The sequence below is a fragment of the Pseudoalteromonas sp. OFAV1 genome, assembly GCF_021532595.1.
GTDB lineage: Bacteria > Pseudomonadota > Gammaproteobacteria > Enterobacterales > Alteromonadaceae > Pseudoalteromonas > Pseudoalteromonas lipolytica_C.
Genome location: NZ_JAKGBG010000004.1, coordinates 89,376 through 108,876, shown reverse-complemented (window position 1 = coordinate 108,876; position 19,501 = coordinate 89,376). Strand labels below are relative to the sequence as shown.

The following is a 19,501-nucleotide window of genomic DNA, read 5'->3' as shown; positions in this document are numbered from 1 at the left end:
AACCCTTTAAGGTGATAATGAACGGAGTTTTTAATTAAGGAACAGTATTATGCGTAAGTTAGTTTTTACCGCTATAGCCGCCGCACTTAGTTTTAATGTGTTAGCACAAGCTACACCAGATGCGCCGCATATTTATATCCAAGGTAATGCAACGGTTAAAGCAATCCCTGATAACGTTAAGTTGACGGTAGGTATTGTTGAAGTAGATAAAGATTTAATTGCCGCTAAAAACAAAGCTGATGCAACCATGGCCAAAGCCATTAAGCTTGCTAAAAGCCAAGGCGTAGAAGAAAAGGGCATTTATGCGTCTAATATCTCAATTCAACGCCAAACAGAATACAACCGTGAAACAGGCAAACAGGAATTTGTAGGCTACAGAGTATCGCGTAGTCTGTCTGTTACTCTAACAGATATTAAAAAGTACCCAGTTATGCTTCAGCAACTAGTGAATGCGGGTATCAACGAAATTAATCAAACGCAATTTGTATCGAGTCGCTATGAAGAGCTACAAAAGCAAGCGCAAAAGCTAGCCATTAAAGATGCGCGTGCTGCTGCGAAAGAGTTTGCCAGTGATTATGGGGTTGAACTCAAAGGCCTTTATACAGCGTCAAGCAGCCCACTCGATACAGGAAGCCAACCTTACATGCGCGCTAGCAAAATGATAATGGCAGATGCTGCACCAGAAAACTATGTACCTGATGCATACAATGGTGGTGAGCTTACTATTAGCGCAAGTAGTTATGCAGTTTATTTTATCGAAAATTAGTCTATTGATTGTTGCTCTGAAATACGGGCAATCGCTTTTAGCATATTAGTAATTTGTTCACGGTCGTACTCATTACTAATATGCGTATCTATATCTTCAATAATCGCCCCTAAGTAAATAAACAAACTCTTAGTCGCTTTTTCGTTATCAGATGCTCTAAACAATATGTTTTTAAACGCCTCAAGTACGTTAACCATTACATAGGCGTCATTTTTTGCATAATTGCGAATAGGTGTGAAGTTATCATGCAGCAGCTCATCGAATGATGTTTCATGTAAAAACAACTTAGGATGGTTATCATCACATTGTTTAAGCGAATAATTCACATCATAAATGTCTAATCGCAAAATGAGTAAAATACTCAGCATATCAATAGCTTTTACTGCAGTACCTGGATCATTAATGCCCGGACTCATTGCCTTAACAGCAATCTCAGATATTTGCGTCATTCCATATCGGTAATGATCACTAACATATTCTTCAATGTAAAAAATAAAGCATGCAAGTAGCTCATCAATGAGCTCTGGTTTGTCAGTTAAATCAGTATCGCACTTTAAAAATGGGTAACCTTTTACAGTAAAAAAACCTTGTTTAACAGAGATATAAATTTTAATGTCGTGCTCTTTACAGATAGCGCACAATTTATCGCTATGAGCGCCTTTAAAATAACCTTCCGTTTTACTTTTTATGCTGTACCAGTCGTCAAAGGTCGGAAAATCATCAACAGGATGTTCATGCTGCATAGCTTTAATGCTATTAAGTTCACTTTTAGTATTTTTAAATAAGTCATTCAGTACATTATCGACTTGGATAGCTCTGGATATAGAGTGAATAAAATAAACAAAGAAACCCAGTGAAATTAAGCCAAGTACCAGTGATATAAAAATACCCAGTGAAGGGATGCCCATATTACCATTTCCTATGGTACGAATATTGATGAGCATTAGAATGGTGTAAATTATACTGCCTAAATAAAAGCCTAAAACTAGTTGATGAGATTTACGAGTTATAAGTCCGGGTAATACTCGAGGAGAAAGGCTGGCGCTGGCGCTATTTAAAACTACCATAACCATAGAGAAGCTAAATACAGTTAACGAAATAATGCTTCCCGCTAAAGTACTTAGGATGGTACGTGCATTTTCTTCACTGTCTACTAGCAATACACTTAAGACTTTCTTAACACTCATTGCTGGATCAGAATACTCAACAGCTGTTGTAATTAAAGCAAAAGTCAAAAATACAACAGACAACATAGACGGATAAAATCCTATGCTGCTGATCATTTCACGGTAATTATCGGCTATTTTTCTTGGCGTAATCATGCACTTCCTTAAGAACTGTTAGACTTTAATTAGGATTTTGAGCTAACCTAGCAAATTATATGTCAGCCTAGCAATAAACAGTGCTAGGCGTCTAACTTTAAATAATAAATGGAATAAATTGTGATAGTTTCAACTTTTGCTGCTATTTTGGCTATTTTGTATATTCAACTTAGCTTTCGCGTTATTAAAATCCGTAAAGCTAAGCGTATTTCTTTAGGAGACGGTGGTGATGCAAGTTTACAAGCCGCGATCCGCACCCATGCTAATTTTATAGAATATGTGCCATTTTCTTTAATTCTGCTATTTTTATTAGAGTATCAAGGGTTACCCAGCCATTTTACTTATATTTTAGGTGCGATGTTATTAGTAGGTCGTTTTTGTCATAGTTATGCATTAGCAGATGAAAAAATGCAGCTACGCGTCGTTGGCATGGTTTTAACGTTTTTGATGATCTTCATAAGTTCGGTTATGTTATTAATAACACAGGTTTTTTAATATGATAAGAGTTGTATTTACGATTGCATTCGTATTTGTTTCGAATCAAGTTGCCGGCAGCACAGAAGATACAGCTCATGTCAAAAAATCAACTATTCCACCAAAAGTTTTAAATATAATTTATCCTAAAACCTTGCCCAGTTTAGTTGAAGAAGTTTATTACCCACTTATTTTGTTGGATACAGCACTAAAACGCAGTGGCTACAAATATAAACTAACTGCTGCACCAAAGTTATTAGGTCAAAATAGGGTCTTAAAAGAAATTGAACATGGCGGTGATATTGATGTCACCTGGACTATGACTAACAAAGTAAGAGAAGACAAGTTACTGCCGGTTCGTGTTCCTATATTTAAAGGCTTGTTTGGTTGGCGTTTAATGTTCACAACAGAGCCGAAACTACCTTATTTAAGCCGACTAAAAACCCTCGACGATTTAAAGAAAGTTTACTTTGTACAAGGACAAGATTGGCCCGATACCCAAATATTGCGTGACAATGGCTTGGTTATATCAACGTCAGGAAACTTTGATTCGTTGTTTGTTATGCTCGACAGAGGCCGGGGAGACTTATTCCCACGCTCTGTGCTTGAAATTGAAGATGAACTAGCAGTTTTTAAGCAACAAATGCCTCTGGTTGTATTGCCTCATTTAATGTTGAAATACACCAGCCCAATCTATTTCTTCTTCAACAAAGACAACACCGAAGTTGCAAAAGCAGTCAATAAAGGCTTACGCATAATGATAGAAAGCGGTGAGTTCGATGAAATCTTTTTTAAATACAATGGTAAATTAATAGAAAACGCCCATATTCATGACAAGATTATTGTAGAATTAGAAAACAAAGAACTACCACCGCTAACCCCTGTAGGCGATAAGTCCTTATGGTTACCGATCCAAAAAGTTAAATGAACAACAAAATATTTATTATTGGCCTACCTCGCACAGGCACCACCAGTCTGTGCCATAGTTTTTTACAATTGGGCTATAAAACGGCCCACACAGCGTATACCGAAACAGCCTTAAAAAAAGCAGACGTTATTGCTGATACTCCTGTTTTTAGCGAATTCCCGTTATTAGATGCGCACTTTGCTAATAGCCGCTTTATTAACCTTGAACGAGATTTGTCTAAATGGGTACCTTCGATCCGTCAACTGCTGGCCCGAATGCACACCAATTTAATGCGAAGTGACGGAGGCTTTAACACGCATTTAAAGCGTTGCTACTTTGAGACATTTGGTAAATATTCGTTAGCAGATATTCAGTCTGATGAGTATTTGATTAACTGCTATGAGCAACATCAACAACGTGTCTCTAATTTCTTTAAAGACAAAAAAGCCAACCTATTAACGTTAAATGTTGCACAGCCACACAGCGCTAAAGCGTTACAGACATTTTTAGGTACAGATGCAGATATACAGTTCGAGCAGCTAAATATGGGTGGTAAAGTAACGGCTTGGAATGATATTAAACACCCCGATAAAATTGCCTCCACCAGAAACGGCAAAATTGATAAGTCACTTGGTTACAATCACAAGATTTTATAACAGAAATACGCTAAAATCGCCGCCATTGTTAGTTAAGTAGTTCGTTATCATGTTTGAATTAAAATATCACACTCCATTTGAGTGGACAGAAGGTGTCTTGGCAGATTTTGATACCTTTTTACAAGATCATGCCGCTGCTGAGAAGAAAGCCTCAGGTATGGCAATGTCAATGCTATCGCATTATCCTGACCGTCGTAAGCTTGTAAAAGCAATGACAGACTTAGCTCTTGAAGAAATGATACATTTTAAACAAGTACTTAAGTTATTAATGGAACGTGATGTTTCACTTGGTAATGACCAAAAAGATCCCTATATCAAACAAATTCGTGCGGTATTTAGAAACGGTCGTGATGAGTTTTTAATGGACCGCTTACTCGTTGCAGGTGTAATTGAAGCTCGAGGCCATGAACGCTTTTCATTGGTCGCTGAAGCATTGCCACCGGGCAAAGAAAAAGAGTTTTATGTTGCAATTGCAAAGTCTGAAGAAAAGCACAAAAACCTATTTGTAGAGTTAGCGTACGAGTATTTTGATAAACACGAAGTGGATGCCCGATTAGAAGAAATTCTTGTGGCCGAAGCTGAAATTTGTAAAAAAATTCCGTTTACCGCGGCACTACATTAATTTAAATACTTATGTATTAGGTTGTAAAACCTAATACATAAAATAGGTACTTATAAAACAATAATTAAGTATTTTGTAAATACTTACAACCAGCCAAATTGATTAAATAAACGGTAAATCATTCATATTATCTCCTATAGTTATAATAGAGCTTTTAACAGGGATAGAAGTATGAAATGGATGATGACTCTTACAACCCTTTCATTAATTGGGATTGTTTTTACAGGTAACTCGATTTATACAGAGCTAAAACTATATAAATCGAATAAAAAACCGACTGAAATCAGTGCTAGTATGTATCGTTCGCTAATTTGGCACAGTGATGTATATAAAGATAATGTGTTTTTATATACCGCTGAACAGTATTTTAGTGATGGTATCATTGACACCAGTGAATATATTAAATTAAACCGCTTAGCAAAAGAAACCTCAGGGCCACTTATATTTATTCAGCAAGATAATGAGCAATTATGGCATGCTCGTTTGGCCTATAAACAATATCTTGAAGTACATGCATTAACACAGGTTGCAACCTTAGACTGAATTTAGCTGCATAAATGCTTTAATGAGTGGTTTAAGTTCAACAATGGTAGGCTTGCCACTCAAATAATGAGTATCTATATGATAAGTGTTGCCAAGCCAATAAGGTTCAGCAGTGGTGTTATGGCCATGCACAGAAAAGTCTATGCTGGCATTTTTCTTTGTTATCGTTTGTTTCACAATTGTGCGATCCCACAACAACGATGCCGCGGCATATGGTTTATGCTCACTAGGAGCTTGCCAATTCCAATCTGCAGATACTGTGTGCGACAACCCTATTCGCATACCAGCATAGTCAAGCAAATAAGAAAGAGGGCACTGTAAAAGCTGCTCAGTTATCGCTTTTAATTCATCATCGGTTGCTTGAGTATGCCAACGCCCACCATTTTCAACCCATAGTGAATAGTAGCTATGATCATCGGCAAGTAGCGACTCAAGCATCATGTGCTCATGATTACCCAGTGTCATATAAACACCCAGCTCTTTAAAACGTGATAACAACGCAAAATTGTCGTTGCCTCTATCTATTGCATCACCAAGTGAAAATAAAACATCGTTGCTTTCATCAAAATCGACAGCGACTAAAGCTTGCTCAAACTTAGCTAAATTAGCATCGAGATCGCTGATAATAAATACACGTTTATTTTCGTTTATCTTAAGTTTTATTTGCGTTGGGTTATTGGCTATCGCTTGACAGTTAACGTGCTTCAAAATCCTTTCCTTTAATGCAATATCAATGAAACCCTAACATAAATTGTTGCCAATTTAATACTAACTGGCTAGTATAAAGGGCATAATTTTAGGAGTAATAGCCAACATGAACAACTAAACCTGTTATCCATTTTTACATTTTTCTTTGGAACAACAGGGCTAGTAGGCGTTGCTCACTCTTGTCAGTAGTATAAATCAATTACCATTTTGGTGGTCATACGCTTAGTTCAATTCGCTTTATAATTAAACGAATTGTATCACTGTCCCTGTATAACAGGAGGCAGTATGCCAAAATTACAAGCAGCCAACTTATCTTATCAACACGCCAATGGCGGCCAAGTTCTGAATAATATTTCAGTGTCGTTAAATGCTAAAACAACAGCTTTAGTAGGGCGAAATGGTGTAGGGAAGTCAGTATTAGCATCGCTACTTTGTAATCGCCTTATCCCGTCGTCGGGTAATGTTGTTTGCAATGGTCAACTTGGTTTTTATGAGCAACTAGTTGATAGTCACACATTAAAAAATAAAACGATTATAGACGCACTAGGGCTTAACCACTATTTCAAAGCATTACAGCAAATAAATAACGGTCATTTTACAGAGCACGAACTTAACTTACTTGATGGATTTTGGGATCTGCCCGAGCGATTTTATGCTGAGTTAACTCGTTTAGGCATTTATGGTATTAATGCGAACAGCTGTGCAACAGCATTAAGTGGCGGTCAACTAAGCCAACTCAGATTATGGGCGCTATTTACCATACACCATGACATTATAATCCTTGATGAACCTTCTAATCATTTAGATAAACAAGGTAAAAGCTGGCTTTTAAATCACATAGAACAATTCACTGGGCAGCTACTTTTAATAAGTCATGACCGTGAAATACTTCAAGTAGCCGATGAAATATGGGAACTCACATCTATGGGGTTATCAGTGTTTGGCACCGGTTTTAGTGATTACGTTACCCAAAAAAACTACCAGGTAGCAGCGCTTTAAAATAAGCTATCTCATACTACTAAAGAGCAAAATAAACTGCTATTAGAGCAGCAGCGCAGCAAACAAAAAGCAGCAAAAAGAACCGCTAAAGGTGTAGTAACAAGAAAATCTGGTAGCCAACCTAAAGTGCTTATGGATGCTAAAAAAGATAAAGCGAGCGCTAATTTATCTTCGCAAAATAAAAATACCGCAAAGCGAGAAGAGCTACTTAATAGTAATAAAAAACATATAGTTAGCCAGCTCGAACAAATAAAACAACAGCAGTTTTACTTTAATAATCCTGACACTAAACAACGAAACGCACTAAATCTTGAAAACGTAATTTTACAATATGGGTCGCAAACCCCCATTAACCTACAGATATTCAATAATGAAAAAATACACTTAATTGGTGTAAATGGCGCAGGAAAATCGACGCTACTAAAAACCTTAACAGATGAGTTAAAAATGAGAGCAGGGCACATACATAGGAATAGCCCGTTGTTGTATTTAGATCAGTACTTTTCCTTAATTAAGGCAGAGCTAACTTTGCTTGATAACTTAAAATCCTACTGTAAGACCCTTGATGAAAGCACCGCACGTACATTATTAGCAAGCTTAGGCTTTAGAAAACATGACGTATTCAAGCAAGCGACACATTTAAGTGGCGGTGAAAAAATGAAGCTTGCCATGTGTATCGTCAGTAATATTGAAAGCACCGCATTTTTGTTACTCGATGAGCCAGATAATCATCTAGACCTTGAATCAAAACAGCTCTTGGCTCAATCATTACAAAACTTTAAAGGCGGATTTATCCTAGTAAGTCATGATAATTACTTTGTAGAAAGCATCGGCTGTAATAGGCAAATTGTTCTATAAAATAGTCATTTAAAAATATGCGTACTAGGGTGGTTGTAGGTAGATTACAAGGAATGACAATGAAATTTAAAGCCACTAACCATGTTTTTATTGCTTCGGCTTTTACCCTTGGTTTACAAATTACCAAGAAGTCGCCGTTACACAATAAATTATGTATTGATTACGTTAAGATAAAACTTATCAAAACTTTCTCCAAAAGGACGTAAGAATGATCAAGTTTATAGAATGTGCTTTGATCATTAGCGGCTATTTACAGCCACTAATTACAATGCTCATTGGTTGTGCAGCGATTTACATAAGTGTTATAACTTTTAAAAATGCTAAAGAAACAAGGTTACATAATGAGTTTTTAGAATTAAACACACTTAAAAGAGATGCAATAAAGCTGATTTCAGAAATGACAGCTGATCAAACCATTTCGTCTAATCGAGTTAGAGAGCTTTGCAATGAAGCTTTTTATTAGATCTTGACGAACATGAAGATTATGAGTTCATAAATGCTGAAGCTGAGAAAATCCTCGAAGAACACCTCGTTGATTATAATGATGTTAAAACAAACCTAGAGCATTTAATTTCTGTCATTCACAAATCAACAAGTATAGATAATGTGATCAATACAATTCATAATCTTGAAGAAATAAAGCTCAAAAATAAAAGTGAAACTGATGCACTTTATAACGAATATAAATTTAGATTTAAGTTAAGAGTTAAACAATTTGAAGTAACCAAAAAAGAAAATTGCTTATGTAGAAGCTAATAATAAACCTAATCTTTGAGCTATTAAGTTAACCATAATTAATACAGACTTTGCTGTATTTGCTGCTATTAAGAAAGCTACAAACCATCTAACAATTTGTATGTCAGTAAAATGATCTCGTAATATGCTCATGGAAATGAAGTAAGTCAGGCTCAGGGTGATAGATTTACGAAATAGAAATAAGCATTTTATAGAAACAAAGAAATCGTGAAAAACCAAATTAAGCAAAAAAGGGGCTAAAAAACCTTAAAATCTAACGATGTAAATGGCACTTTAAGATTGGATCAGTTCTACTGATTTTAAAGGTGTTTTTTTGAGTTTTGACTGGATCACTTTTTTAAAAATGACACCATAAGACAGGATCCAATGTGTTTTTTAAATGATAACGCTGGATCCTACTTAAAATAACCTAGAAGCCACGTAAATAAGGGGCTGCAAGAAAATAGATGAACAGAGATATAATATATGAAAATGCTAATAATGTCGAGTTTTTAATCAGTGCTCACGAACTGTTTTAAATAAGCTTTTTATTTCTTTCTTGGGCTTTTTCTAAAACAGTGTAACCAACAGCTTTGTAACCGTTAGCTCGCTTTTTCCACATTCGTTGAAGCATTGGCAAATCATCTACAAAATCATATACAGTTACTTCTGATTTGCCTGGATGATGTCTTTGGATACGGCCAGCATATTGCGCAACCGTACCCTTCCATGAAATGGGTAAGGCGAGAAAAAGAGAATCTAAATATGGTAAATCAAAACCTTCGCCAACATATTTCCCTGTAGCGATGACGACGGTCTTGTTCGGTAAACCTGCTTGCATATCAGCAATTCGCTGCTTAGGATTTTTGGAGTTACACCGCCGTGTAGCTCAATGGCTGAGATACCTTTTGCTTTCAATAATTTCGATATAATACTGATATGTTCTTTGCGCTCACTGAGTACTAAACATTTTCTATCCAGTTGAACCACTTCAGATATTTGATTCGCAATAAGAAGACTACGTTCTTCATGATCTTGCAAGTACTGATAGACCTGTGTGATCTTGATTGCCTCGGAACCATCCAACCAGGTTTTAGGAAAAGACGTACCCGTATCACATCGATATGCCATTTGTGAAAATTTCACGCTATCTGGTTTTGATTCAAATAGCACATCTCCTAATTGAAAGTACATAAGCTTCTCTAAGCCATCTTGGCGCTTAGGCGTTGCTGTGAATCCAAGGATATATTTTGGTAATACGTTCTTTAGTAATGTCTCGTAGTTTGATGCAGGGATATGATGGCACTCATCAACAATGATTTGGCCGTATTGATAAACTTTCTCATTAATATCGACGCCATTCCGACCGATAAGGCTTTGATAAGTAGCGACATCCAATAACCCCGTGAGTTTATCTTTACCACCGAGTAAAGAGCCCATCTGAAATTCATTTAGGAAAATTTTACACCGTTCTATCCATTGTTCTGCAAGCGCTTTGTTATGAACCAAGACTAATGTGTTAACTTCACGCTTGGCAGCTAATGCCAAAGCAACAACAGTTTTTCCAAATCCGGTATTTGCAATAACCAACCCTGTTTCATTTGCCATTAACGCTTTTAATGCTTTGGTTTGCTGAGCACGAAGCACACCCGTAAATTTGACCTCTGACAAAGATTGACCGTTCTGCCGTTTATCCTGATAAGAAACAGAGCACTCTTGTTTATCCAGTAAGTTTTCAACCTGAGATTGCAATCCACGAGGTAGTTGTAAGTAGCCCGATTCAATATGCGCTGCACACAAATATCGCGGGACACCAATGGTTGAAAAGCGCATTGCTTGGCGTTTAAAAAATTCAGGATTACCAAATACGGCTAGTTTTTTGAGACTTGCGATCAGTTGGCTGGGAAGTGGATCGGTAGCGATGTATAGCTTGTCAGCCAGTATTATTTCTATTGAGTCAGGGCAACTTTGTATTTTCGTTGAAATAGAAGGCGATTGTTTTTCCCATGGTTTACTGTCTAGCTCTTGTGGTTCAATGGTGATGTATTCTTTAATTCGCTCAAGCAATGTGAGCATGACATCCGCAGTAATTTTGTCTGTACTTGCCAACGCCTGCCATTGATCACCAATCACTTCTCCATTCTTATCTATAAATGAAGCATTACCTAGCATACGTGGTTGTTTCTGCAAAGGTAGGGCGATGAGGTTACCGAAACCACCTTCAGGTAATTCATCTTGGTTGGGAAACATTCGATCAAAACAATCAAAATTAAGAGTCGGATAATTATCCATGGTCAGATTAAGCAGGGCTGTACCTAGCTGCCGAGCAGTTTTAGCATTTGTTGCTGCTTCGAAGAACAGCCAAAGATGGCCACCGTGACCACTTCGTGATTTTTCAACTAAATTCGGAATGTGTAACGAATCACATACTTGGCGTAAGGCGGTTATCGCATCAAACCAATCAGCTTTATCGAAATCAAAAGCTAGAAAATAGCATTGGTTTTGCTCAGTTAAAGGATAGATACCAATTGTTCGTTGCCCACGCAGATGCGCGTTTATGGCATTTTCATCTAATGGATGAAAAGCTTGATGATGACATTCAGAACAGGCAATTTTAGGTTTGTTGCAGACTCCAGCTTTCCATTCGTTGGCACATGATGGAGAGTAGCCCGATTTACCTTGTTTTGATTCCCAACGAAACGGATAGATATTATTCCGACCGCGAAAGTAGTTTTGAAATAAGGCAAGCTTAGCTCTCGGATCAGCGTATTGGTTAAAGTAGTGAGCCTGTTCAGCTGTCAATTGCTGGGTCAGTAGACGGCTTTCCTCAAGTAACGCCGCTTTACGAGTTTCAATATCTTCCAGTTCAGCTTTAATATTTGCAAGGCGCTGCTCTGGGGTGCTCATGATATTGACCTTTTTATATTCTTCACTAAATTAGGCCGTTAACTTGATGCTTAAAATCCATGATTCCCCGTCGTTATTCATCGAATAACGATTCAGCCCCAATCAACGGGATAAGCCGTAATAAAACATCTTCCATTACACCATTTTCAGCTGTGGTAATTTTTTTCGCACTACGATCTTTCCACGAAAGAGTTTGGATCAAACTGGAAGCTACAACACTTGGTTTATCGAGGTTATTTACTGGTACTTCAGTAGCTTGACCTCGAATACTGGTACTAATAGGGCAGCAAATTAACAACCCCGTTTGCTGATTGTATTCTTTACTTGAAAGGACTAATGCAGGGCGATACTTCCCAATCTCTTTACCTTTCACTGGCTCAAAATCTAGCCAAATAATTTCATTTCGTTTAGGTACATACTGAGCCATTACTCACCCAACTCTTTCCCCGATACTAACGCCAGCTCATCAGCATGAGCTGTATGAGCATCTAAACCATTTAATAACTCTCGCTCACTGAACGGAAAGCGCTTCTTTTGACGTTTGATTGGTTCAATAATAATTTTCTTTCCATCGGCTTTAACCTCAATGTCAGCCCCTTCAACTAAGCCGAGTTGTTTGATGAAAGCGGCAGGGATTATATTGCCAAGACTATTACCGATTTTTCGTACTTGAGTGCGCATATTTCACCTCTTAAGTAAGTATATTGTTATAACATGATTTATTGTACGCCACCTATCTTCAGTGTCAACTTTGTTATAACAAACAAGCTCCTTTGCTAACTATTCACCCGATATAACAATTTACCAGCAAGGATTAACTTCATTAAAAGCCAGATTTGCACATGGTTATTTTAAATTCCCATAGGTGTAGAAATACACCCACCAAAATCTGCCAGTTATAAATTTACATATATATTTCAATATATTGATTAATTAAAGTTGGTTGGTATGATGTTTGATAATAAAGGAGTGTTATTAATTAAAACAGAGGAAGTGAGATGGCGTTATTGAGATACGCAAACTTAGGAATTCACAGGCCAGACATCCTGCTTAGTAAAGCAGTGAGTGGTCTTGGTGACTTTTATAAGTATTTAGACACCACTCGAAAATACCTAGAAAGTACGAAGGCTGTTAAAGCGATAGCTTGGGAAAAGCTGGACGATGCTCAAAGTGGAGTATGGATACAATTAGTTGAGCCTGCCGATAACTGCGGTGATTTCGAAAAGAACTTAAAGCTCTTTTTAGATGAAAGTACCGACACGGTATACGAAGCAAGCCCCGCTAGATGGAAAGCCGTGGGTAGTGCCGCTAGAGAATGCCCAAATTGTAGAAGTCACGGTAAAGCTAAAATGGCTTATGCAACTGAGGAGCACGCGGACGAAATTGCGAGTGAATTAGGCAATGGGCTGTCGTCGTATGAGTGTCCAGACGGTTATGGTTGGCATTTGACTGGGAAATCACAAAGCAATGTTGGATTCAATAAATCCAACGCAATTTCAGTCCTAGACAGAAATGTAGAGAATGACAGCTTGTTATTGGATCGTTTACCTGACCACGACTATTTGGTTATTCGTCCAAACACATACCAGTTAAAGTGTCAGATTAATGCATTACAAAGCTTACAAGACACCCCTTCTATTCACCATCTTCCGCTATTGAGGCTGTTTGAAGGTAAGGATCATGCTAAGTGGCCGAATGTTCCTTATGATGAGCACTTTTTTAACGATGACTACTACGTTCTTACCGATGGTGCAAGAGAGGGAACATCTCAGCAGCGTGAGTTTGTAAATATTGCACTCAATACACCAGACTTTGCCTTCCTTGAAGGCCCCCCAGGATCTGGCAAAACTACAGCCATTTGCGAACTGATTCTTCAATTCATAAAGCGAGGTAAGCGGATCTTACTTTGTGCATCAACACACGTTGCTGTTGACAATGTTCTTGAACGAATGATGTCTGAAGAAAATATTTATCGCGACATGGTGTTACCTGTACGGATTGGAGATAAATCAAGTGTTTCTCAAAAGGCAAAGCCATGGCAATTGGAAGAGTTTGTTAAAACTGAACGCACAAGATTGCTAAAACATCTTCAGCAACAACCGCACATTTCAGTTAGTCAGAAGTTACTTAAAAGTAAGGTCGGTGAAGGTAAACATATTGTTGAGCGTCTTGTTCTTGAAGCGGCGAATTTAGTTTGCGGGACGACTATTGGGTTGCTTCAGCATCCTGATATCAAAAATAAACAATCAACATCGCCAATCTTCGATGTGATGATTATTGATGAAGCATCAAAAACAACTTTTCAAGAGTTTTTGGTGCCCGCGGTACTTGCTAAGCGCTGGATCATGGTGGGAGACCCAAAACAGCTTTCACCTTATGTTGATGATGAAGCTACCGAAGTAAATTTGCAGCCATGTTTACAGGATAGTTATCAGCGAGAAGCATGCGCAGATGTTTTCTCAGCTCGACAAATCAATATTCAGAAACGAGAAGTATCCTTGGTTTGCACTGACGATGAAAAGACAATTGAATTTTATCATCAGCAAGCAAAGGCCAAAAATGTATTAGTTGCATCATCTAAAGGACCGAAGACAGATCTCCCTTACGCATCAGTAGTCCTTGGTTCGTCAGCGTTCATCGCTCAGAATGCTAATCACCTTCCCCTAGATTTGACGACCATAAGGGGACTGCCTGCGTTACCGAAAAAGTTAGAAATGCGACTTGAAGCGCATTCGAGATTAAGTCGTACAAAAATCAAGACCGAGTCCGATAGCTGGGAATCTCAGTTAGCGTGGCGACTGGCTCGTATGTACGAACAGCGCCTAAATACAGAATCTAACGGAAGTTCTAAAACTGCTAACAAGTTAGAGGAAGATATCAAAGCGCTACTACCATTTGACTCAGAAAAAGATACGTTCACTGCAATAGACAGGGTACGTAGGATAGCACTGCCTTCTATTCTTGAATCACTGCAAGTTGGATTTGAACGAACAGAGTATCAGAAACAAGGCACCGCTCTGTCTGATGGACTTCCAGCCAGTGTTTTAAATCAACGACAAATACGGCTTAGTTATCAGCACAGGATGCATCCAGACATTGCCGAATTTTCCCGAGTACATATATACCATGAAAAAGCACTGCAAAGTCCTGATGGCCAAGCTGAAAAGCGGGACTGGGGATACCGAAACGGCTCACATCGTTGTATATGGCACGATGTAAAAGGCCGAAAAGGCAAAGAAGGTGAAATCACCGCTGAAGTAGGAGAAATATTAAAAGAATTAAGTCGCTTTGATTCTTGGGCAAAATCAAACCCAAATGTTGAGAGAAACCAACAAAAGCCTTGGGAAGTTGCTGTTTTGGCTTTCTATCGGGCGCAAGAGCGAGCTATACGTCGAGCTTTACGAAAGTGGACGGGAAATCATCATGGAGTAAGGCATTTCTATCGAGGTGAGAAATCCTCACCGTATATTGATATTCAGATATGTACCGCAGACCGTTTTCAGGGACATGAGGCTGACTTTGTCATGCTTAGTTTCGCAAATAATCATCCCACGAGTTTTCTCGAAAGCCCAAATCGCTTGAATGTGGCAATTACGAGAGCCAAGCATCAGCTCATTGTGTACGGAAACCGCTCTGCAATGCAAAAGGCATCGGGTGTGTTAGGTACTTTTGCTAGCAATTCTTACTGGTCTACAACAATCAAGACTGAATCACAGGAGGCACTATGAGCCATGACATCATACTAAAACGAGAAATCAAAACTGAAACTTGGCTCATACAGGGTGAAATCGCGCTGGCAGATAGCCGTCCAGAAATAAACTGCGTGCTGCAATTCCTTCACGATTATCCGAATGCGAGTTCAGCTGAGTGTTCCGAGCATTTATTTGGAGACAAAATCGGACGTCGTGTCGTTGCTGATAGATTACTAAATATATGTCAGTTATATGGGCTTGCTGAGTCTAGTCGAGACCAATACAGGCTCACTGAATCAGGACTGATTGCTCTTGAGAAAGATCAAATCCTCGTGCCAGAAGATGGATGTTGGAGCCTTTGCGTTTGTCATGAGCCTTTATTACCTCATCCACTTCTTACTATTGAAGCGCACACAGAGCCTAGTGCAGCGTCAATCGGACTTGGAAAAAACAGAAACGAGTTAAATGAAAGAGCAAAGCGACTAGTTGAGGTTCCTCAACTAGTTAAAGACGTTCGTGGCCAGAAGGTTGAACCAATAGGTGGTGGCTCGGAAGTACGCGTTGACAAAATTGAATTCAAAGGTGAGCGCATCTCACCTCAAGGAAAACCGTATTACATCGAATGGAATGTGACTGATGGCAATGTCGATGTGAAGCGAGGAAAAGATCTTATTTTTTCACGTCGGGTTGAACCAATCAGTCGTCAGCAAGTTTTGAAAGTACTTATGCATAGTGAGGGCTTGCTTGAACAATGGGATGAGCAAATGGAAATCTTGTCAGTGGTTTTTGAAAATACTACTGAATCTGAGCGAATCAATATGAAACGCTCGGTAAGTGTAAAAAGACCATCTGTTCACAAGTCGGGCTCGTTTGATGCGATGAAGTTACACAATATTTCTATATCAGCATTGACTGAATTGGATGCTAGAAAGTGGGCTGAATGGAGATTAGAGAAAAATATCAATATGTATGCCACTAATAGCAAATACCGAATTTGGAGAGAGAAAGCACTCGAACCTTTTAGAGATTGGAATTTTACACTACCTGATAGGGCTGAACTAGCAAATCAGTTTTGGATTGAAGAAGACCAGCAAAATCAGCATACCTGGCATGTAATTGCTGCCCATGATTGGAACCTATAAGGAATAATAGTGATGAATCTAATTGAAAAGTTTACTAAGACAGAAACCAAGATTGTTGATCAATCAAATACCAAATTGCCCCCTGTGCTTTTGCCTGTTTTACCTAAACAGGTAACTGAACCACAACCTATTAATAGCTCTTTGTTCTGCAATGAGCTGCAATCAAGAGTTGTCGAATTAATCGATAATGCCGAGCACTCGGTTATTCTTAGTACGTTTTTGCTTGCGGATGAGAATGTCGAATCGGCTGTCCTAAAAGCTGCAAAGCGCAAAGTTCGTGTGTATATACTATTGGCATGTGAGACTCGTCTTGATGGCGATGTGCCTGATGATGACTTTGGTAAAAAGTGTCTTGTGCAGCATAAGCAAATGTTAAACAAATTGTCCGGACATGTTCACTTTGCATCTGCACCACATTTTCACGCAAAGGCTGTTGTCATAGACGCATTGCATGAAACCAGTAATGCGAAAGGGTTACTGTTAACGGCAAACCTTACAGAAGAAGCACTTAAACGTAATGAAGAGTTAGGTGTCTCGCTTTCTCAGCATCAAATAGATGAGATCGTGAAAGTGTTTCGCTGGGCAATCTTCGAGAGTGCGCAGCACCATATGACAAGTCCTGGTGAATTTTCAGCATACAAGTCGCCAGGCAATGTAGGATATCCAAGGGAATTAACTGAAATACTGGTCACATCTAGTGAAGGCGCTCGAATTAGGGAACACGCATTAGCGTTGATCAATCAAGCGGAAAAAGAACTCATCATATCCAGTTTTGGATGGCAAGAAGACCATCAGCTTGTAAAAACAATTTGTGAACGTGCTAAGTCGGGGCTAAAAGTCACCATTCTATCTCGCCAAAGACCCGCAGCCATGCCAGCGTTGTTGGCTATGAAACAGGCTGGTGCATCGGTGATGTGTTTTAAATGGCTGCATGCCAAGGCGATTGTAGTGGATGGTATGCATGGCATGGTGATGTCGGCCAATTTTCAAGCGCATGGTATGGATCAAGGCTTTGAGTTAGGCGTAAAACTCACCGGTACTCAGGTAAAAGAGCTGATGAACTGCTTAGATGTGTTTTTAACTAATAGCCACAATGAATTGAATATAGATATGAATCTAGGGATTATTTCTGGTGGTTTTGAAGCTTGGGAAAATAATGCATTCAAGAGGTATTCAGTTAGCGAAGTAGACGTTGTTGAGTTATCGCCTATAAAAGCAGATTGTCTGTCTGATATGGATAAACAACCAAACATACCTAATGCAAACTGGCGGGAAAATACCTCTCACAAGATTGAGTATAAATGGCGAATAGAGCCGCCTGTTATCACTAACAAAAGTTCAGAGTATTTCAGACCACCAACAGCTAAGGATGAAACTTCCAAAAAGCAGGATACAGGCTCATCCAGAAAAAGTTATGAGCCAAAGGTTGTTCGACTGACAAAAAAACAGCTAGCTATTACTGTACGCAAAGAGTCTGACTTTGCCTTAGCAAAAAGTCTGAAGCAAATTGAATTGCCAAATGCCCGAATCGTATTGGAGGCGTAACTGTGGATATGATAAACACGCTACTTTGTTGGCACTCAAAAAGAGCTGGAGTTGAAGTATTAGATGAAGCGTTAAAGCGGCTTAAAAACCGTAAAGTTTCTATTAATAAAGTGATAGTTCTAACTCAGTCAGCTGATGATAACAGCCACTACAAAGAGCATGAGTTTGGCGATATTCAGATTAGCTTTCGAATTGTAGATCTTGAGAACCCAGCTGATCACAAAGAAATTTATCACGCAATAGAATCTGAGATCATCCCAACACTAAAGCTTGAGCAGCACCTTCATATCAATATTTCGCCGGGAACTCCGGCCATGCATGCAGTTTGGTTGATTTTTCATGCAAGGGGGCATTTCCCACATGGAACAATCCTCTGGTCATCACAATATAACCCCGATACAAAAAGAACGAGCATTGCAAAAGTTGATTTCAGCGTAAACACGTATTTGGCAGAGATCACCGCCATTTCAAATTCGGAGGGCGGTTACGCCCTTTACGATTTAGACCCTAAATCAAAAGCAAGACAGGATGCACTACAAACGTTAAAACAGTTCTCTAGCGTCTCTAAAGCTCCGTTACTTGTATTGGGGGAACGTGGTATAGGGAAAACGAGGTTAATAGAGACTGTTGTTGGTAAGGTGAAGCACAAGCAGGTTGTTACGCTTGCATGTGGTGGGTTAGATTCTCAGGTGGTTGATAGTATGTTGTTTGGCCACGTAAAAGGGGCATTCACTGGCGCGGAAAAGGATCGCAATGGGCTTTTGAAAGAAGCAAATGGAAAAGTATTGTTCTTAGATGAGATTCAAGATTTACCAACTTCGGTTCAGCGAAAGCTGGTTCGAGTGCTTCAAGATAACCATCACAGTTTTCGCCCTGTTGGAAGTGACACTGAGGAAGCATCAGACTTCGAGCTAGTTTGTGCGAGTAATAAATCACTTGAGCAATTGGCAACGATACTCGATGCTGATTTCTTTGATCGTGTATCAATGCTGACAATATCAATACCTCCACTTCGTGCATGCAGAGAAGATATTCTGTCGGATTGGCAAAGAATCTGGCAGGAAGTTAATGTTAACCCCAATCTGCCTGCGGAAGCTCCGGTGTCAAATGAATTAATCCAGTTTTTTAACTCGGCATATTTACCAGGTAACTTACGTGACCTAAAAAAGCTGGCATACATGTCTTGTGCGTTTTTGAGCTCTCAAACTACAGAGTCGGCAATCTCTAGCTCATTAGCTGCGTTGGGCGAGCCTGTTATCCAGGAGGATAGTCCTGACACAAGGTTTGCATTTGGTGATTTAACCAAGACAACTAAGGATGAGTTAACGAAAGCGTTTCATAAGGAATTTGCAATAGTAGCCAAAAAGCAATTCGGTACATGGGTTAAAGCCGCAGAAGCATTGAAGGTGGATCCAAAAACCCTACAAAAGTATATGCGAGAAAGTCGTTGATTCGTTTTTATTAGACTAAGTCAAACTGTAATGAATTACAGTCTGATTTAACTAACTGAATCGACACCATAAACTAGACACACGATTGACTCATAACAATGAAAAAAAGCACTATTAATGACAATATCCGACGTAATAGTGTAAAAAGCAATATTATGGCGAGCCAGTACAGAT

At 38.9% G+C, this 19,501-nt stretch carries 19 protein-coding genes; 13 read left to right on the top strand and 6 right to left on the bottom strand.

All coding sequences use genetic code 11. From position 1 onward, the window contains the following. Positions 1–49: 49 nt before the first annotated feature. Complete coding sequence (locus tag L1267_RS03700) at positions 50–766, top strand: SIMPL domain-containing protein (RefSeq protein ID WP_235382139.1); 717 nt, start codon at positions 50–52, stop codon at positions 764–766. Here the strand turns inward: L1267_RS03700 and L1267_RS03695 are convergent. Then, a complete protein-coding gene (locus L1267_RS03695) occupies positions 763–2,088 on the bottom strand; it encodes a DUF2254 domain-containing protein (RefSeq protein WP_235382138.1) in 1,326 nt (441 codons plus the stop codon). The two genes, L1267_RS03700 and L1267_RS03695, sit on opposite strands and share 4 nt — an antisense overlap. A gap of 120 nt (positions 2,089–2,208) precedes the next feature. Between L1267_RS03695 and L1267_RS03690 the strand changes: the two genes are divergently transcribed. The 5 genes from L1267_RS03690 (at position 2,209) to L1267_RS03670 (ending at position 5,290) form a co-directional block, all read left to right on the top strand. Next, positions 2,209–2,583 (top strand): MAPEG family protein, encoded by a 375-nt coding sequence (locus L1267_RS03690; protein ID WP_135924515.1) that lies wholly within the window; start codon positions 2,209–2,211, stop codon positions 2,581–2,583. 1 nt (position 2,584) lies between these two features. Further along, on the top strand, positions 2,585–3,490 hold the full coding sequence (locus L1267_RS03685) for a substrate-binding periplasmic protein (protein ID WP_135924518.1): 906 nt from the start codon (positions 2,585–2,587) through the stop codon (positions 3,488–3,490). Further along, a complete protein-coding gene (locus L1267_RS03680; protein ID WP_235382137.1) occupies positions 3,487–4,125 on the top strand; it encodes a sulfotransferase in 639 nt (212 codons plus the stop codon). The genes L1267_RS03685 and L1267_RS03680 overlap by 4 nt, the downstream gene beginning before the upstream one ends. A gap of 49 nt (positions 4,126–4,174) precedes the next feature. After that, entirely contained in the window at positions 4,175–4,747 is a 573-nt protein-coding gene (locus L1267_RS03675) for a tRNA-(ms[2]io[6]A)-hydroxylase (RefSeq protein ID WP_135924522.1), read from the top strand. A 171-nt stretch (positions 4,748–4,918) separates the two neighbouring features. Further along, entirely contained in the window at positions 4,919–5,290 is a 372-nt protein-coding gene (locus L1267_RS03670; RefSeq protein ID WP_135924525.1) for a hypothetical protein, read from the top strand. Here L1267_RS03670 and L1267_RS03665 read toward each other — a convergent pair. Continuing rightward, positions 5,282–5,998, bottom strand: a complete 717-nt coding sequence (locus L1267_RS03665) for a metallophosphoesterase (RefSeq protein WP_168246732.1) — start codon at positions 5,996–5,998, stop codon at positions 5,282–5,284. The genes L1267_RS03670 and L1267_RS03665 overlap by 9 nt on opposite strands. A 285-nt stretch (positions 5,999–6,283) precedes the next feature. Here L1267_RS03665 and L1267_RS03660 point away from each other — a divergent pair, with 285 nt between their 5' ends. The 3 genes from L1267_RS03660 to L1267_RS03650 all read left to right on the top strand — a co-directional run bounded on the left by L1267_RS03660 (position 6,284) and on the right by L1267_RS03650 (position 8,318). Then, complete coding sequence (locus L1267_RS03660; protein ID WP_235382136.1) at positions 6,284–6,997, top strand: ATP-binding cassette domain-containing protein; 714 nt, start codon at positions 6,284–6,286, stop codon at positions 6,995–6,997. A gap of 132 nt (positions 6,998–7,129) precedes the next feature. After that, positions 7,130–7,855 (top strand): ATP-binding cassette domain-containing protein, encoded by a 726-nt coding sequence (locus tag L1267_RS03655; RefSeq protein ID WP_235382135.1) that lies wholly within the window; start codon positions 7,130–7,132, stop codon positions 7,853–7,855. 208 nt (positions 7,856–8,063) lie between these two features. Then, the gene (locus L1267_RS03650) at positions 8,064–8,318 is read left to right on the top strand and encodes a hypothetical protein (RefSeq protein ID WP_235382134.1); all 255 of its coding nucleotides are present in this window, start codon (positions 8,064–8,066) and stop codon (positions 8,316–8,318) included. 807 nt (positions 8,319–9,125) lie between these two features. Here L1267_RS03650 and L1267_RS03645 read toward each other — a convergent pair. The 4 genes from L1267_RS03645 to L1267_RS03630 form a co-directional block, all read right to left on the bottom strand. Next, positions 9,126–9,431 carry a hypothetical protein gene (locus L1267_RS03645; RefSeq protein WP_235382133.1) on the bottom strand — a complete coding sequence of 102 codons (306 nt, stop codon included), beginning with the start codon at positions 9,429–9,431 and terminating at the stop codon, positions 9,126–9,128. Further along, positions 9,350–11,497, bottom strand: coding sequence for a TOTE conflict system archaeo-eukaryotic primase domain-containing protein (locus L1267_RS03640; RefSeq protein ID WP_235382132.1), 2,148 nt, complete (start codon positions 11,495–11,497; stop codon positions 9,350–9,352). Before L1267_RS03640 ends, L1267_RS03645 begins: the two co-directional genes overlap by 82 nt. Positions 11,498–11,570: 73 nt before the next feature. Beyond that, positions 11,571–11,924 carry a type II toxin-antitoxin system PemK/MazF family toxin gene (locus L1267_RS03635; protein ID WP_235382131.1) on the bottom strand — a complete coding sequence of 118 codons (354 nt, stop codon included), beginning with the start codon at positions 11,922–11,924 and terminating at the stop codon, positions 11,571–11,573. Further along, complete coding sequence (locus L1267_RS03630) at positions 11,924–12,178, bottom strand: AbrB/MazE/SpoVT family DNA-binding domain-containing protein (protein ID WP_175078322.1); 255 nt, start codon at positions 12,176–12,178, stop codon at positions 11,924–11,926. The genes L1267_RS03635 and L1267_RS03630 overlap by 1 nt, the downstream gene beginning before the upstream one ends. A gap of 317 nt (positions 12,179–12,495) precedes the next feature. Here L1267_RS03630 and L1267_RS03625 point away from each other — a divergent pair, with 317 nt between their 5' ends. The 4 genes from L1267_RS03625 to L1267_RS03610 all read left to right on the top strand — a co-directional run bounded on the left by L1267_RS03625 (position 12,496) and on the right by L1267_RS03610 (position 19,327). Then, positions 12,496–15,225, top strand: coding sequence for a DEAD/DEAH box helicase family protein (locus L1267_RS03625; RefSeq protein WP_235382130.1), 2,730 nt, complete (start codon positions 12,496–12,498; stop codon positions 15,223–15,225). Positions 15,226–15,320: 95 nt separating this feature from the next. Then, entirely contained in the window at positions 15,321–16,331 is a 1,011-nt protein-coding gene (locus L1267_RS03620; RefSeq protein ID WP_235382129.1) for a hypothetical protein, read from the top strand. Positions 16,332–16,343: 12 nt separating this feature from the next. After that, positions 16,344–17,876 carry a phospholipase D-like domain-containing protein gene (locus L1267_RS03615; protein ID WP_235382128.1) on the top strand — a complete coding sequence of 511 codons (1,533 nt, stop codon included), beginning with the start codon at positions 16,344–16,346 and terminating at the stop codon, positions 17,874–17,876. 8 nt (positions 17,877–17,884) lie between these two features. Further along, positions 17,885–19,327 carry a sigma-54-dependent transcriptional regulator gene (locus L1267_RS03610; protein WP_235382183.1) on the top strand — a complete coding sequence of 481 codons (1,443 nt, stop codon included), beginning with the start codon at positions 17,885–17,887 and terminating at the stop codon, positions 19,325–19,327. Positions 19,328–19,501 lie beyond the last annotated feature (174 nt).